We start from the raw sequence: 16,632 nt of genomic DNA, 5'->3' as shown, positions 1-16,632 counted from the left end.
GCATTCATTTTTAGAGGGTTCAATGAGCATAGATAGCTTAGAATTCGAAGAAAGTAGCACTCAAAATGTAATAAAAAAAAATTTTGAGTTTGAAGGATATATTGAAAGCAATAAGCCAATAATAATAGAAGGAAAACTCAAAGGCTTAATAAACTCATCAAACTCAATTTATCTAAGAGAAAAAGCTGATGTTGAAGCTGAAATAAAATGTCAACATTTATTAAATCATGGCAAAATAAAAGGAAATATTGAAGCTTTAAAAACAATTAAAATTTACAAAACCGGCAAGTTAATAGGAAACATTAAAACCAAAGAACTTTTTATTGATTCTGGAGCAATATTTAAAGGGAATTGTGAAATGGAGGATTTAGAAGAATGAAATTTTTTTTTCTATTGCAAATAACTTTAATTCTGTTATCCAATTCAAGCTTATTATTTGGACAATCACAGCCTAAAGAAAAAGAAGACTCTCTTCTTCTATATAAAGAAGGAAAATTTAAAGAAGCTATTTTAAACACGTTAGAAGAAATTCGACTAAATCCTAGCAACTTAGATGCTAGAACAATATTAATATGGAGCTTAATAGCCATAGGAGAATACAAAAGAGCTGAAAAAGAGGCGATTATAGGACTTGGTATTAAAAAATATGACATAAGAATTATTCAAGCGCTAGGAGAAGCTTATTTTTTTCAAAAAAATTATGAAAATGCATTAAAATATTTTCAAGAATACATTAGCCTTGATTCTAAAGGAGCAAGAATAATAAAAGTTTATAATTTGATTGCAGATTCTTTCTATGAGCTAAAAAGATACAATGAAGCCGATTTTGCATACGAACATGCATTGCGATTTTTTCCTAATAACCAAAATCTATTGATAAAATTAGCAAGATCAAGAATAAATGCAAAAAATAAAATATTAGCAGAAGAAGCACTAATTAAGCTTCTTACAATCTCTCCTAATAACCTAGAAGCAAAAAATTTACTAGAAGAATTAAAAAAAAGCAACAACAAACCTTGACATTCAATTTATAAAAACTTATTCTTATTGTTAGCAAATTAATAAACTGGGCTGCTAGCTCAAGTGGTAGAGCATCGGACTCTTAATCCGCTGGTTACAGGTTCAAGTCCTGTGCAGCTCAAATTGTTAAATACTTTTTGGTATAAATTATTAATTTTATGCCAATTTAACTTGACATTATTGGAAAATAAATATATCATTACTTTCAATGGTCATAAAATGACTTTTGGGCTCATAGCTCAGGTGGTAGAGCAGCGCCCTTTTAAGGCGTTTGTCGTAGGTTCGAGTCCTACTGAGCTCATTTTTGTCCTCTTCGTCTATCGGTTAGGACTCCAGGTTTTCATCCTGGCAAGAGGGGTTCGATTCCCCTAGAGGATGTCTTGCTAATAAAATAATAGGTTAAAAACATTCTTGCTTTCTAGCAACCCCCAGAAAACAAGAATGTTTTTTAAGCAAACACAGACTATTCAGGTATTAATAATATCTCTGCTCTTTCATCAAGATTAATTTTCTTAAAGAATTCATTTATTAAATCTTTGTTTAAGTTTGTCTCTATAAACTTAACACCAAAATTATTTTTAAATACTCCATACCAGGATAATGACGCCAATATATTTGAAATCCAATAACCATTCTTCTCTGAATTTATTTTTGTATTTTTAATATAATTCTTCTTAACATAAGAAAAATCTTTATCATTAAAATCTATTTTTTGCCTTTCGACCATATAGCGATTAATGGAATTTAAAACATTGTCAAGTTCCTTAGGCTCGGTAGTAAAAAAAATAGACAAAATACCATCAGAATCCATATTTTTTCTTAAATTGGAGTCAAAAGAGGCTTGAATTGCATAAACACTAGACATTTTTTCTCTAATATTTTTTATAAGGCCATCTGTTAAAAGATCTGCTAAAGCATTTAAATTTAACGAGGTTTCTGCTAAATAATTAAATTTAAAAGGATAAACTACATAAGCAAAGCCAGTTGAATTTTTTCCTTTCCTTACAACTATTTTATTAAAATTTCTACTATAAGAGTAATCTAAATCTTTATACTCGTTTATTTCTTTAAAGTTAAGATTGCCTAAATATTTCTTTGAATAAGCCTTTATTGTCTGAATATCTGAGTCTCCAGCAAAGACAAACTTAAAATTATTTGCATAGGTAAACCTTTTCTTATAAAAAGATAAAATATTTTCTTTTGTAAGATATTGTAAATCACTATCTTTTACATCTTCAAATCTAGGATCATTATTGTTTAAAAATTTACCAATAGCTTTTTTAAAATGATAATTAGAGCTATTTTCATTACTCTTTATTAATGCTTTTATGTTATTAATAGCATTTTGTAAAAAAACATCATCTATCTTGGGTTCCTTGAAAGTAAAATATATAAGCTGGAAAAGAGTTTCAAGATCTTTTTTATCTGAACTTCCAGCAATATATGATTCTTGAGCTCCAACACCAACACTTAAAGAAACAGCTTTATCTGATAAATATTTTTCAATCTGTAATGCAGAATAATCACCGTATCCCGAACCAGATACTATTCTAGGTGCAAAAGATAAAACGGGAATAAGTTTTAAATCCTCATTGAGCAAACCTCCCCAAGAACTTGCACTAAAATCAATTACACCCTTTTTTTGATCATTATATTTAAAATAAACTTCAACCCCATTTTCAAGAACAAATGATGAAATTTCATTTTCAAACTCATTTTCTCTAATAATATCTTTATCATCTAAAGCCTTCTCAAAAAATTTACCTTCAATTGAAGAATCCTCATAAGACTTTAATTCTCCTTTTAAAGCTATTTTTTGAAGATTGTCAATATCTTCAAAAGTCAAAACGGGATGTGCTCCTCCATGATAAGAATAAAAAATTGTACAATTTTTTACATCAAACTCTCTTTCTACAAGATTGTTTATTGTCTTTAAATCAATTTTTTCTAAATATTGAACAGAAAGATCGCAATATTCATTCACATCAAATTTATTAGAACCATTAATAGCAATTTCTATCAAATCTTGAAAAATAGCCCATGAATTTGTTTTATTTATATTCTTTTTTCTTAATTCTAAAGATTTTAAAAATTGAGATCTAACTTTCTCAAACTCACCCTGGGTAAATCCAAATTTTCTTATCCTCTCAAGCTCATAAAAAAAGTCTTGTATTCCTGCGTTCAAATGATCTGGATTAAAGCTTAAAGAAATCGATCTTGCAACAATAGTATTGTTATCTGACTTAAATGAAAAAAACTCTTTATTTGAAACATTTTTATAATGCTTTACCCCAGCTGTCTTTAATTCAGAAAATCTATTTTCAAAAAGAGCAGACAATAAAGACCTTTTAATATCATTTAAAACGTCATCTTTGGTCTTTATAAAGTTAATAATTTCCTTTTTAAAGAACATTAAGCTGGGCTCTCCTACTTCCAAATCTTCTAAAAGTAAAAACTTATCTTTAAGCTCTACATCTAAACTTATTTTTACCTTTTTAATTTTATCGGTTGGATTTTTCCAAGAAATAAATTGCTTCTTTATTTTCTCTTCAATTTCTATAGGATTAATATCTCCTACCACAATAACACTTGCAAGTTCTGGCCTATACCACTTTCTATAAAATTTTTTAAAATCCTCTGACTGAAAAGACAAAATCTGCTCTTCAAGTCCAATAGGATTTCTAAATTCATAAAGACTCCCGCTTGTCAAAAATTTATACATTTTTTCATAAATTCTACTAGGATAAGTCTCGCCAAGCTTTTTTTCCTCAATAATAATATTTCGTTCCAAATCTATTTCTTCTTTCATGAAACTGATTTGAGAAGCCCAGTTTCTCAAAATATTTATAGATTCATCAATTTCATCTTTATTATTACCATCTGACAAATCAAGTCTATAATAAGTGAAATCAAAACTAGTAGCAGCATTAATGTCAGCACCAAATTGCATTCCAAATTTTTTAAGAACATCAACTATTGAATTGCCTGGATAATCTTTTGTACCATTAAAAGCCATATGTTCAAGATAATGCGCTATTCCCCTCTCATTATCTTCTTCATTAAGAGAGCCTACATTAAAAACAATCCCTATATTAACGGCATTCTTTGGGGTTTGATTTTTATAAATATAATACCTTAACCCATTAACAAGTTTTCCTTTTACCAAACTTTGATCTAACTTTATGTCATTAGAAACACAAGAAAACAAAAAAAATAGAAAAACACTTGTAAATTTAAAATAATTTTTAATTCTTTGATAATTCATTTGCACTCCCCCTTATTGAATTTGCTTTTTCAGAATAAATTTTATTCAATACTTTTAAAATAGATGAAAATCCAAAATCATTCCAATCTTTTAAACTCTTTAGCTTAGAAACTGGAAATAGTTCATAAAATAAAAACAACAACTCTTCTTTGCTTAATTTTGGAATATCATTTAAGTAAACGTTTTTATTAAAATCTTCAAGATAAATAAAAGGATTTAAACGCTTATCTAGAAGAAATTTATTTAAATTAGGCATTAAAATGCTTTTATTATAAATTTCAATAGTGGTATATTCTCTTGGAACATCATCATAAAAATCGTTATTCAAAAAAGAATCTAAAATAATAAATTTATTATCCTTATTAACACTTACGCTTCTACCATCTAAAGTCTTTAAAAGCCCATCCCTACTAATATGAACCAAAGTATTTAAATCCTTTGTGGCCTTAAAGATAAGTCTTGCATTGTTATATTTCTTAGATTGTCTTAAATGCTTATTGCTATCTACTGCTAATTCTTTGTCATTTTTTAATAATAAATTTATGTTTTTTTCTTTTAACGCCCTATAAGCTAAGTCAATATACTCTAAAGCACAACTATTTGCCAAAACAAGTTGCTCTCTCTTTAATAAATTAATTAAAAATATTAATTCTTCCTTTTCAAGACTGCGATAAAAATCAAAATCATTTAAATCAATGCCAAAACTAAAATTAACACTAAATATTAAATAAAAAATTGCAATGTTTTTTTTCAATCTAGCTTCCTCCCTTTAGCTAACTACATCAGCCAACTCTAAAAAAACAGGACAATGATCACTTCCCATTACTTCGTCTAAAATTAGAGATTTTTTAACATTTCTCTTAAAAAATTCATTAACAACAAAATAATCAATTCTCCAACCCATATTTCTCTCCCTAGCTCTTGCTCTATAACTCCACCAAGTATAATAACCGGGCTCCTTATTAAATATCCTAAATGTATCCACATATCCTTTGTTTAAAAAGGTATCTAGCCAAGTGGTTTCTTCAATATAATATCCGGGAGAATCTCTATTAGAATCAGGACTTACAAGGTCAATCTGAGTGTGAGCAATATTAAAATCACCACAAATTACTACATTTTTTCCACCATCCACAAGAGAATCTATAAAATTTTCAACATAAGATAAAAAATCAAGTTTATAAACAAGTCTTCTTCTTAAAGCTTGAGAATTGGGGAAATAACCATTAATTAACACAAAATCATCATAGTATGCTACAAGCCCCCTACCCTCATTGTCAAAAATTTCTTTTCCAAGTAAATTTACAGCAATAGGCTTAACTTTAGAATAAATACAAACACCACTATAACCTTTAATTTTTGACTTTGAAAAATAAGAATAATAATTTTCAAGAATTAAATCCTTTGGCAACTGTTCTCTTAAGGCTTTAGTTTCTTGAACACACAAAATATCTGGAGCATATTCCTTTACAAACTCAAGAAAACCTTTCTTTAAAATAGCTCTAATTCCATTTACATTCCATGAAATTAATTTCATAAATCCTCTTTAAATTTAAATCAAATATAAATCTTTAATCCATCATAAGCTAAATAAATATTGTCTTTTTCTAAATAATCAAATTCTTCATGCATTATATCGTGTGAAATATGCGTAAAGTAAGAAATTTTGGGATTGATTTTTTTAATCTCACGAATGGCCTCTGAAAAATTTAAATGAGCCGGATGAGGCTTAATCCTCATAGCATCTATTATAAGTAGATCTAAATTTTTTAAATAATCATAGGACGCTTCAGGAATAAATTTAACATCAGTAAGATACGCTAAATTGTCTATCCTATAACCCAAACTAACTATCTCTCCATGAATCAAAGGAATTGGAACTATCTTTAGACCTTTAAAAAAAATAGGCTTAAAATCCTTAACCACATTAGGAATAATGTCGGCTTTTCCGCTTAAAGAAGGCTTGGATGTAAAATTGTGTGGAAAAGCATTCATTATGTGAATCATAGCAGTATCTCTGGCATAAATGTTTAAAGGAGCAGTTCGTGTATAAAACTTAATATCATCAAAACCCATAACATGATCATAATGTTCGTGGGTGTAAAGCACTAAATCAAGCTTATCTATATTCTCTCTTAAAAGTTGTTGTCTAATATCAGGACCTGTATCAATCAACAATTTGATGCCAGAAACCTCAAGGAAAAAAGAACTTCTCAATCTTTTATTTTTACTAAAACTCGAAGTACAAACTTTACAGCTACAATTTAACATAGGAACACCACTTGAAGCGCCAGTTCCCAAAAAGGTTCCAACCATATGTTACTACCTTTCGCCTGTAAAACATAATCTATTTTAACACAACATTTTATATTAAACAAAAATAAACTCTATTAATTAAATACCTCTTCTTAAATCTAAAATTAGATTAACACTATTTAATAATCAATTCTGTAAACTGTTTTGGAAAAATTGCTTTTATGCTTATAATTATTTAAGGAAAAATTATTTTTATGGATACGCAAATTTATGAACTCATTTTCTTAACTAGTTTTAGCATATTTTTAATAGTAAATTTATTTAATTTTAAAAAAGAATTTACTTATGAAGACTGCTTCATAATATTCCCAGGCACATTTTTTGTAATAACTTTATACTTTACAGAAATCAGACCATTAATGTTATATATTGGCAGTATATTCTTAATCTTTATGCTAATCATTTTCTTTAAAAACATAAAAACAATAGCAAATAGCAGAAGAAGAAATAGAGGCAACAGGTCTATAAAACAATCAAAAGGAATATTTCTTTCAATTTTGCTAAAAACAATACTTGTAATGCCTGCTATTTTAACCGTTATTATTGCAACTATTTTTTCATACTTAGCACTTTTTATAAACTATCCCAAAGATGAAAACAATAGCTATCAAATCGGATTTGCAAGAATTAAAGATCACAAAAATAATTTAAACTTATCGATTTGGTACCCTGTAAGCTCAACATTGGGCCTTAAAAAACAAAATCCATTTCTTTTGTACGAATTTAATCCTTTTTTCATAAATGAAATGAATTATTTACCAAAACAGAATAATATATATAAACAAGCCTTTATTAGCAATAACCAAAAACTATATGATTCTGTTTTGCTCATACTTCCTTACTATTCTCACGATTCAATGTTTAAATCCCTGGTTAGCGGGCTTGTTAAGAAAGGAAAAATTGTTTATTTATATTCACCAAAATATAAACATATGAAAAGCTACGATTTTATTAAAAATAGCCATAAAAGTATATTTAGCTATGTAATCAATAAAAGCATTGGTTATTTAATTGAACCTGCCAATATCCTTAACGAAAAAGCTGATATTGTATCTACTGAGAATGATATTCAAAACATTATTGAACTAGCAAAATCAAGTCAAAATTTAGAATTTTTAAATTCAAAAATCAACCTTAATAAACTAACGTTAATTACACTAGGAAATCAAGCAAATATTGCTAATTTTATCCTTGCAAAAAACACAAACATAATAAAATATATCAATATAGGAGGAAAACCGCAAACAATAAGAAATTTAAAAAACTTACAACTAATTTTAAAAGAAAATGAAAAGGACCTCCACACAAAAATTGCTAATACAAGCTCTATAAAGCTAACAGACATAAGCAATATTGCAGAAATTTCTGATCTTATTTTTAGCAGAAACTATTTAAAAAGTTTTAATTTTTTAAAAAACAAAAAATCAATGTTATCAAAATTTAATTCTATTGTTAATGAAATTAATAAATTTATTGAAGAGGAAAAATAATAATGATAAAAAAACTCTTGCTATTTGCAATGCTCAGCATCTTTCTAACAAATAAAGCTCATAGTAATGAAGAGGTAATCGAAATCAGTACTGAAATACAAACAGAAAAATACATTCCCTTTTTAATAAGTAGAGGCAAAACTCAACTGGAAGATCTTGTAAAATATACTTTAGAAATAAATCCAGACCTTGACAAAAACTATGTAAATACTGTTGCCAAAACCTATATAGACGAATCTTTGATTGAGGGAGTTAATTATGATATTGCCTATGCTCAAATGCTACTAGAAACAGGGGCTCTAAAATTTAATGGAATAGTTTCAAAAGAACAAAACAATTTTTCAGGAATAGGCGCTACTAATAATCTTACAAAAGGAAATTCCTTTTCCAATATTACAGAAGGAATTAAAGCTCATATTCAACATTTAAAAGCTTATGCATCAAAACAAAATATCAAATCAAATATGGTTGATCCTAGATTTTACCTTGTTAAAAGAGGATCTGCTCCAACAATATATGATTTGACTGGGAAATGGGCAAAAGACCAATTTTACGATAAAAAACTTAAAAAAATATTATTAGAACTATTAGAATATAATAATGCAAATAAAAGCTAAAAGCTCACTATATGATTTTCTAGAAAAAATATATTCAAAATATAATAAAAAAAAATTTATACATCCTGATCCTTTAGAATTTTTATATAGGTATAAAGAAAAAGAAGACATTGAACTTGTGGGGCTCATTAGTTCCTCATTGTCACTTGGAAAAGTAGAAAAAATTTTAGAAGCAATCGAGACAATACTTAAACCACTTGGCAAATCACCTTCTGATACCCTTAAGTTGTTAAATGAAAAAGACTTAAAAGAAATATTTAAAGGATTTGTTTATAGATTTTTCAAAGAGGAAGATATTGTAAGGCTACTGTGCACCCTTAAGATAATAAAAGAACAACACCAAACAGTTGAAAATCTTCTTTACAGTATTTATTATAAAAACCAAAATTTTATACTCAGCATAGATGAATTAATAAAGCATATGGAAAAAATAAATGGAAGAGAATTTGGAATGCTGCTTCCAAAGCCCTCAAAGGGAAGTTCTTGTAAAAGACTTTTTTTATTCTTAAGATGGATGATACGTAAAGATGACGTCGATTTGGGCATTTGGAACAAATTCAATCCTAATGAGCTTATAGTGCCAATGGACACTCATATGACAAATATTGCTTCAAAACTATTTAAAATCAAAGAAATAAAAAACGTAAATCTTAAAAAAGCAATAAAAATTACAAGTTATTTTTCAAAAGAAAATAAAGAAGATCCTGTAAAATACGATTTCTCTTTAACCAGATTTGGAATAAATAGAGATTTTAATAAAGAAAAATTACTAAAAAATATTAACAAACTATAAAATTTTATTTATAAAACACTTAAAATAAGACATACTTAAATCATTAAAACAAAAATATCAATTTATCATAAAATAAAAAGGAGAATCTGTGAATAATCTTAAGGAAAAGATAAATACTTATAGTAAATTAATTTTGGGGTCTTGGCAATTTGGAGGAGGATATTTTAAACAAGTCGAAAAAGAAACCGCTAAAAATATATTAAAAAAAGCATATAAACACGGACTCAGAAATATTGATACCGCAAGAGCTTATGGAAATGGAATTTCAGAAAAAATAATTGGTGAAATAATAGAAAAAGATCCAACAATAAGAGAAAATATTTTAATTGCAAGTAAATGCTATCCAATGGAAATTTCAGAATATATAAAGAACTTTAACGAAAGTCTTGAAAATTTGAAAACTGATTATATAGATATTTATTATATACACTGGCCTAAAAACGATTTTGACCTAAGACCAATCGCATCATTTCTTGAAGAAATGAGAGCAAAAGAAAAAATAAAATATGTAGGTGTAAGTAATTTTGAAATATCACACATGGAAAGCATAAAAAAAGTTTGCAAAATTGACGTAAACCAAATAGGATACAACCCCTTATTTAGAAATAAAGAAAAAGATGTAATTCCTTACTGTGAAAACAACAATATTGCCACCATATCATATTCAACAATTGCTCAAGGACTTTTATCTAAATCTAATATAAAAGATAAAAACAAATTTAATGATACTAGAACAGAAAAACTTATACTTTTTAAAAAAGAAATTTGGCCCTTTACTTTAAAAACCATAAATAAACTTGAAAAGATAGCCAAGATAAATAACCTAACAATTTTAGAATTAACATATTCATGGCTTAAAAAAACAAAATTAAGTGGATTTATAGTGGGTTTCAGCAAGGAAAATCATGTAGAATCAAACTTAAATTCATTTAAAGCAGAAATTAATGATAAAGTATATAAAGAAATTACATCAATTCTAGATAATTTTAATCACCAAACAAAAAACTTCCCAAATTTATTTAACAAAAAAATTTAAAACTTTAAAAACAAATAATTCAATTAACAAACTTAAAGTCAATAGAATTTCCTAAAATTCTAACACCTTCTACGGTTAAATAAATATTAAAAATAAACTCTATCTCAATTAATGGCAAAATTAGGTCAGCATTACCCCCAGTAATTATTAAATTAAATTCTTTTTTATACATCTTTTTAATATCACGATAAACACCTTCTATTAAATACTTATATTGATAAAACAAACCACTGTTTACACTCCCAGATGTAGTTCTCTCTAAAAGATTATTTGGGGTGCTAAGGGGAAATTTCTTAAGGAGATAGGCATTGTCTATTAACGAATTTAAATTTATCAAAGGACCAGAATTTATAAGACCGCCAAGTATTCCATCTTGCCTACTAATAGCAAAAATGGTACAAGCTGTTCCAAGATCTGCTACCAAAACATTTTCAAATGAATAATTTTCAATGGCCGCAACAAGATTGGCAAAAACATCTGAACCTAGTAAAAATTTATCGATTTTGTAAGGATTAAACGTTAAATCATAATTTAAATCAAAACTAATAAACAAGGGTTTTATCTTAAAAAAAGAAAAAATGACGTTTTTAAATATTCCATTAAGAATAGGAACAACACTGCTTATAAAAACTTGATTTACATTAAAATCAAAATTTTCTTCAAAAAAGCTATAAGCCTCATCATACCTTAACATAAGATTTGTTTTCATTTTAATAAATAAATTAACTTGATTATCTTTAAACAAGGCAAAAGCAATGCTAGTATTTCCAATGTCAATTATCAATTCTAATAATAAAGGCTTATTCATAAATATTTATTTTTTTTGCAATTTTGTCAAATCTTAATAAAAGACTAAAGGTCTTCTTTTTCTTGGGTGTTGCTTTAATAACCAAAATTTTGCTCAAAGGATAATACTTCCAACCATCAGAATATACGTAAAACTTATAATCTGTAAACCAATCAATTTCTCTAAATCTAACTAAAGTCGGATTTAAAATATTTCCAAAAAATATATAACTTGAATAATTAAGCTCTTGATCAAAATCAATTGCAACCTTGGCATCAGTAATTTCACGATTTAAAATCCTAGAAGCAGCATATATCCACCTGATAGATCCATTATCAAAAATAAAGATAAATTGGGGCATATATTGATTATCAATAATATCAGAATAACAGCTTTCATAAGGAATTTCTTTGGCATAATCACTCATTAAAGAATAATAAATCGCATTAAATGAAAGCTTTAATATTAAATTATCTTTTAAATAAAATGCTATTCTTTTAAGAACCCCAGAAATTTTTAATGCATACTCAACAACATCAGCTGAATTAATATTATTTAATATATATACCTTTCCTTCATCTGTAACACCAAATAAAGTAAATACAAATTTATAAAGCTCCTTTTTAAAATTTGAATAAAACGAATCTTCACTTCTAATCTTAAGAAAAGTAAGATAATTAGAGAGAATGTTATAGGCTTGGCTAAAATTAAAATTAGAACTTAATATTTTTTTAGGATCTTTGAGAAGATTTAAAGCACTATTTAATTTGGAACCGTTTTCTGATAAAAAAATTTTTTCCAAAAGACGAGGATCCTCCTTTAAATAAACCATAAGCCTGTCTTCTTCAAGAGAGTCAATAAAAGTTTTATTTCTTGATAAATAAGAAAAAAATTTATCGAATTGATCCGAATTAGCAAAATAATTTAAACTTAAATAGGTCAACTTATGTTCATTTTTAGCTAATAAAGAATTTAATTTTAAAAATATTGACTCGTGATCCCCTCTGATTAAAGATTCTGCCAAAAAACAAACCATTAAATTTTCATCAAAGCTATAATCACCGTATTTAAGCCATCCTCCCTTTGAAACATTAAAATTAACAGGATTGTTCCAAGAATCATAAGCACTTTGTCTAAAATTGTTTAAAGCATCATTAAAAATTTTATTATCCACCTCTTTAATTTTTGACTGCATAATAGAATAATCTAATACATTAATTTTATTGCCTCTATTGCTCTCTACAGTGGAATTTGGAATATTTTTATTTGATGAATCGATATAAACAGCATTGCCAATTCTAAATGCTGCTTGAGGAGAAATCAAAATATCTTTTTCTCTTATTTTTACATTTTCTCCTAAAAAGATTTTATATTCAAAATTTTCCCCTTGTCTTATTGAAATATTCGGCTTATCTAATAAAACTTCATAATGATCTTCAACTTCATAGCTTAACAAAAAGCTCTTAGAGAGATTTGATTCAACACTAAAATTATTTTCTGAATCAAGCAAAAATCCGAGAAAAATATTATTCTCAAAATAAACATAAATACCCGTGTCTTGCACCTTATAAGAGATGGGCAAAAGATTCAAACCTGTTTCTAAAACAACAAGTGGATTAAGTTTGGACAAAAATATCCTAAGTCCCCTAACATTAACAACAATATCATTTAAAATATATTCACTATTTTCAACCTTATTATTTACTTCTAATTTTATATCTTTTAAAAAAAATATATTTAAGTTTAAATTCCTAAATTGTAAAAAAATAACAAAAAACAATATTACAGCACCAAGCAATAAATTAAAAGCCGCTGCCCTTAAAAACTCCTTCATATGATGATTCTAATCATAAAAAATCAAAATATCAATATTGATTGCATAAAAACAAAAAAAATAATAAAATTATGGGTTAGCTAGTTAAATAGGAGTAAAATATATGAAAATTCCTAAAAATTATATTCCAGGAACAAACCCTTACAAGTCTTTACCTAAAAAGCCTATTATTGAAAACAAGAAAAAAATTACTAAAAAACAAGAACAAATTAATTCAGAAATTATGAAATCTCAAGAGCGTATTTTGAAGCTATATATGAGACGCCTACAAAAAAAAGATCAAATAACTCTTCAAAATTTTATTCTAGAAGGACATAAAGTCGGTTCCAAAATTTTCAATAATTTGCCAAAAACGCTAAAAGAAATAATAGCTTTAATGAATATAGAATCATTAAAAGTGCTAAAAAAAAATACAAAAAATCCAATTAAAATGCTTTACATAAAATTTTCAAGCTGGACCTTAAACAAGCTAATCAAAACACTCGACATTGAATCTAATAACAACAAAGCCGCAAAACATAAATAATAATTTTCAAATTTTTTCTATATCTTACTTATTAATTTTTTTATTTGCGCCTTTTCTTACAATGTCTATTATTGATTTATTGTCAAAATAAATAAAAAAATCTTTCAAGGACCATCTTTTTAATTGCTAAGTTCTAAAATATACATTGAATCTAAGATATCCAATGCCATTTTATTGCCACAATAAATTCACCAACCATGACCACTTTATTACCTTTAATACTTAAAAAGGACTTGCATTATTTAAGCTATAACAACATAAAAATTAATAATATTAATACACTAAGCAAGCAATAAAAAAACAGATCTGTACTATGGCAAGCTATGTCTATTAAATAGATTTAAAGGCATAAAAATTCAATTTGAACTTAAAAAACTGTTTTCCAATTTTTTCCAGTAAAAAATATTATTAATAAAATTTTAAAAAAAGCAAAGAATTTAAAAAATCAAGCCCCAATCACAATTTCAAATCATATTATTTAAAATAGGCATTGAAAGCTCAAAACCAAAGGTTTTTTTAGAAACTTTAACTATAGGGGCTCCCTGCCTTCTTTTGTATTCATTTTTAAAATAAAGATTTAAGACTTTATCAACTATATCTTTTTCAAAATTAAGATAAATTGAATCTACAGATTCATTGTCAATCAAATATCTATTTAAAATAACATCAAGAACTTCATATTTTGGAAGAGAATCACTATCTTTTTGATCAAACCTTAACTCAGCTGAAGGCTCCTTTAAAATAATATTAACAGGAATAATACATTGGTCAAGCTTTGCATTGATGTACTTTACAAGATCATAAACCTCCGTCTTAAAAAGATCTCCAATCAAAGCAAGTCCTCCGCAAGTATCCCCATAAAGAGTACAATAACCAACTGCAATCTCGCTTTTGTTTCCAGTATTTAAAAGCAAAGAATTTTGAGAATTACTATAAGACATTAATAAAAGCCCCCTTAACCGAGCTTGTAAATTTTCTCCCGTAACGCCTTTAACATCAAAATATCCTTCAAAAAATCTACTGCTTACCTCAAATAAATCTTTTATTGGCATTTCAATCAATTTAAAACCCAATTTTCTAGAAAGCTCTTTAGCATCAGAAATAGAATCTGCTGATGAAAATTTACTAGGCATAGAAATTCCAACAACATTCTCAGCGCCCAAAGCAAAACATGCAAGACACGCAACAAGAGCAGAATCAATCCCCCCAGATACCCCCAAATGAACTTTAGAAAGCCCCGAAAAAGAAACATATTCTCTTAAAACAAGAGATATTGCCAAAATAATTTTTTCAAATAACTCATTACATGTATCAAATTTTAAATCTTGAAATGTATCATTAGATATAAAATCAAATTCAAATCCTTTGGCTTGTTTTATCTTGCCAAAACTATTAATAAAAAAACTACGTCCATCATAAACTGCAGAATCTTCAACCCCATAAAAATTTGAATAAACAACATCTAGATTATTCTCAATAGCAACTCTTTCAAAGAATTTTAACCTAAGATTATTCTTTTCCTTAGTGAAATAAGATTTGGACGGTATTATTAAATACTGAGCCTTCTTTAAATCCTCGCCAAATTTGGGAATTAATTCTTCAAACAACAAATCATCGTCAAAATTTAATACAGCAAATAAATTGTCCTTATAACTAAAAAACCCAGGCAAATTACCTTGAGATACAGTTAGAATAACTTTATGATTACTAATGATAGAAACAATATCTACAAATTTGCCGCCCTTATAAACACTATGACCAAAAACAATTAAAGTGTTATCATTAACCTGTTCTTTCATAAATTCGGTGAACTTACATATATTTTGAGAATATTTAGAATGCACAAACAAATCACTATACTTGGTCTTGCCTAAAAACATAGAAGGAAAAACTAAAACGTCTGATCCTCTTAGCAAGGCTTCATCATAATTAGTTTTAAAATCAGTAATACATTTATTAAAATCTAAAGCTCTGTATTTCGCTTGAGCAATGCTTATTTTCATAGGTAAATAATAAGCAATAATAAATTAAATTACAACAAAAAATTAATAGCCTCGAAAAATCAATACTCACCCACATTTTACAATGCCTTAATATTAAGAACGTCTATAAAAGTACTAAAAACAAACAAAATCAGAAAAATGATACCAAAAATATTTTTATAAATAAAAAAATAAAATTTTTTATTTTGACAAAAAAATACACACGAACATTTAACCAAATAACAATATGTATCAATACAACACTATTACTGAAAGCTTAAGAAAAATATACATCTTGCAAATGATCAAAATGAATCAATTTTATTAAATTTTAAGAAAGAAAAAAATTTGTAAAATATTTTTTTTAAAGATAAAATGCTTTATCAAAGGAGGAAAAATGGAAAAAAAAGAAACTAAAAGCGAATCTGAAAAACCAAACAAACAAGATAACAAAAATACAAAATCTCAAAAAAAAGAAAACTTAAATTTAGTAAATTCTGATAAAAAAATTGCTGAGCTTGAAAATGAAATCTCCAATCTTAAAGATTTGTATTTAAGAAAACAAGCAGAATTTGAAAACTTCAGAAAAAGATTAGAAAAAGAAAAAGACAATTTTGTTAAATTTGCAAATGAAACCATAATGAAAGATGTCGTTAATTTTCTTGACAACTTAGAACGAGCTATTAACTCTTCAAAAAAATCTAAAGATTTTGACAACTTATTAACAGGAATCAGTATGATTGAAAATGAAATACTGTCAATCTTTGATAAAAAATATAATTTAAAAAAATTTGGAGAAAATGGCGAAAATTTTGATCCAAGTCGTCATGAAGCAATAAGCATTGAAGAGAAAGAAGGCCTTAAAAATCCAGAAATAGTAGAAGTATACCAAAAAGGATATTGCTACAACGACAGAATATTAAGAACAGCGAAAGTTAAAGTTGCTCAAAGTAAAAATTAATTAGA

15 protein-coding genes, 2 tRNA genes and 1 pseudogene are annotated in these 16,632 nt (G+C 26.8%); 10 read left to right on the top strand and 8 right to left on the bottom strand.

Annotated features, from left to right (window positions below; genetic code table 11):
- Positions 1–22: 22 nt before the first annotated feature.
- The 4 genes from QIA22_RS03240 (at position 23) to QIA22_RS03225 (ending at position 1,321) form a co-directional block, all read left to right on the top strand.
- Positions 23–379, top strand: a complete 357-nt coding sequence (locus tag QIA22_RS03240; RefSeq protein ID WP_002557125.1) for a bactofilin family protein — start codon at positions 23–25, stop codon at positions 377–379.
- Positions 376–1,020 (top strand): tetratricopeptide repeat protein, encoded by a 645-nt coding sequence (locus QIA22_RS03235; RefSeq protein ID WP_301611728.1) that lies wholly within the window; start codon positions 376–378, stop codon positions 1,018–1,020. The genes QIA22_RS03240 and QIA22_RS03235 overlap by 4 nt, the downstream gene beginning before the upstream one ends.
- Positions 1,021–1,068: 48 nt before the next feature.
- Positions 1,069–1,141 (top strand) — tRNA-Lys (locus tag QIA22_RS03230).
- Positions 1,142–1,248: 107 nt separating this feature from the next.
- A tRNA-Lys gene (locus tag QIA22_RS03225) sits at positions 1,249–1,321 on the top strand.
- Positions 1,322–1,483: 162 nt separating this feature from the next.
- Here QIA22_RS03225 and QIA22_RS03220 read toward each other — a convergent pair.
- Genes QIA22_RS03220 through QIA22_RS03205 form a run of 4 tightly spaced genes read right to left on the bottom strand, consistent with a single transcriptional unit; the run spans position 1,484 to position 6,601 of the window.
- Entirely contained in the window at positions 1,484–4,285 is a 2,802-nt protein-coding gene (locus QIA22_RS03220; protein WP_301611727.1) for a M16 family metallopeptidase, read from the bottom strand.
- Positions 4,266–5,039: a hypothetical protein gene (locus tag QIA22_RS03215; RefSeq protein WP_301611725.1), complete on the bottom strand. Its 774-nt coding sequence runs from the start codon at positions 5,037–5,039 to the stop codon at positions 4,266–4,268. The genes QIA22_RS03220 and QIA22_RS03215 overlap by 20 nt, the downstream gene beginning before the upstream one ends.
- 15 nt (positions 5,040–5,054) lie before the next feature.
- Positions 5,055–5,822 carry an exodeoxyribonuclease III gene (gene xth, locus QIA22_RS03210; RefSeq protein ID WP_301611724.1) on the bottom strand — a complete coding sequence of 256 codons (768 nt, stop codon included), beginning with the start codon at positions 5,820–5,822 and terminating at the stop codon, positions 5,055–5,057.
- A 20-nt stretch (positions 5,823–5,842) separates the two neighbouring features.
- Positions 5,843–6,601, bottom strand: a complete 759-nt coding sequence (locus QIA22_RS03205) for an MBL fold metallo-hydrolase (RefSeq protein ID WP_301611723.1) — start codon at positions 6,599–6,601, stop codon at positions 5,843–5,845.
- A gap of 194 nt (positions 6,602–6,795) precedes the next feature.
- On the opposite strand from QIA22_RS03205, the gene QIA22_RS03200 reads away from it, so the two are divergent.
- The 4 genes from QIA22_RS03200 to QIA22_RS03185 all read left to right on the top strand — a co-directional run bounded on the left by QIA22_RS03200 (position 6,796) and on the right by QIA22_RS03185 (position 10,537).
- A complete protein-coding gene (locus QIA22_RS03200; protein ID WP_301611721.1) occupies positions 6,796–8,091 on the top strand; it encodes a hypothetical protein in 1,296 nt (431 codons plus the stop codon).
- A 2-nt stretch (positions 8,092–8,093) separates the two neighbouring features.
- Complete coding sequence (locus QIA22_RS03195) at positions 8,094–8,708, top strand: glucosaminidase domain-containing protein (protein WP_301611720.1); 615 nt, start codon at positions 8,094–8,096, stop codon at positions 8,706–8,708.
- Positions 8,692–9,501 carry a TIGR02757 family protein gene (locus QIA22_RS03190; protein ID WP_301611719.1) on the top strand — a complete coding sequence of 270 codons (810 nt, stop codon included), beginning with the start codon at positions 8,692–8,694 and terminating at the stop codon, positions 9,499–9,501. The genes QIA22_RS03195 and QIA22_RS03190 overlap by 17 nt, the downstream gene beginning before the upstream one ends.
- Before the next feature lie 88 nt (positions 9,502–9,589).
- The gene (locus tag QIA22_RS03185) at positions 9,590–10,537 is read left to right on the top strand and encodes an aldo/keto reductase (RefSeq protein ID WP_301611717.1); all 948 of its coding nucleotides are present in this window, start codon (positions 9,590–9,592) and stop codon (positions 10,535–10,537) included.
- 19 nt (positions 10,538–10,556) lie between these two features.
- Here QIA22_RS03185 and QIA22_RS03180 read toward each other — a convergent pair whose 3' ends face one another.
- Both QIA22_RS03180 and QIA22_RS03175 read right to left on the bottom strand, forming a co-directional pair.
- A complete protein-coding gene (locus QIA22_RS03180; protein ID WP_301611715.1) occupies positions 10,557–11,345 on the bottom strand; it encodes a type III pantothenate kinase in 789 nt (262 codons plus the stop codon).
- The gene (locus tag QIA22_RS03175; RefSeq protein ID WP_301611713.1) at positions 11,338–13,158 is read right to left on the bottom strand and encodes a hypothetical protein; all 1,821 of its coding nucleotides are present in this window, start codon (positions 13,156–13,158) and stop codon (positions 11,338–11,340) included. The genes QIA22_RS03180 and QIA22_RS03175 overlap by 8 nt, the downstream gene beginning before the upstream one ends.
- Before the next feature lie 103 nt (positions 13,159–13,261).
- On the opposite strand from QIA22_RS03175, the gene QIA22_RS03170 reads away from it, so the two are divergent.
- On the top strand, positions 13,262–13,684 hold the full coding sequence (locus QIA22_RS03170) for a hypothetical protein (RefSeq protein WP_301611711.1): 423 nt from the start codon (positions 13,262–13,264) through the stop codon (positions 13,682–13,684).
- A 24-nt stretch (positions 13,685–13,708) separates the two neighbouring features.
- Here the strand turns inward: QIA22_RS03170 and QIA22_RS03165 are convergent.
- Positions 13,709–13,898: pseudogene (locus tag QIA22_RS03165) on the bottom strand (inositol monophosphatase family protein); the annotation flags it as partial.
- 250 nt (positions 13,899–14,148) lie between these two features.
- Positions 14,149–15,687: an NAD(+) synthase gene (nadE, locus tag QIA22_RS03160; RefSeq protein WP_301611710.1), complete on the bottom strand. Its 1,539-nt coding sequence runs from the start codon at positions 15,685–15,687 to the stop codon at positions 14,149–14,151.
- 376 nt (positions 15,688–16,063) lie between these two features.
- Here nadE and grpE point away from each other — a divergent pair, with 376 nt between their 5' ends.
- Positions 16,064–16,627 (top strand): nucleotide exchange factor GrpE, encoded by a 564-nt coding sequence (grpE, locus tag QIA22_RS03155; RefSeq protein WP_301611708.1) that lies wholly within the window; start codon positions 16,064–16,066, stop codon positions 16,625–16,627.
- Positions 16,628–16,632: the final 5 nt, after the last annotated feature.

The organism is Borreliella kurtenbachii (assembly GCF_030437945.2).
Taxonomy (GTDB): domain Bacteria; phylum Spirochaetota; class Spirochaetia; order Borreliales; family Borreliaceae; genus Borreliella; species Borreliella carolinensis.
The sequence above is the reverse complement of the archived record's forward strand: the minus strand, read 5'-3'. Positions and strand labels throughout refer to the sequence as shown.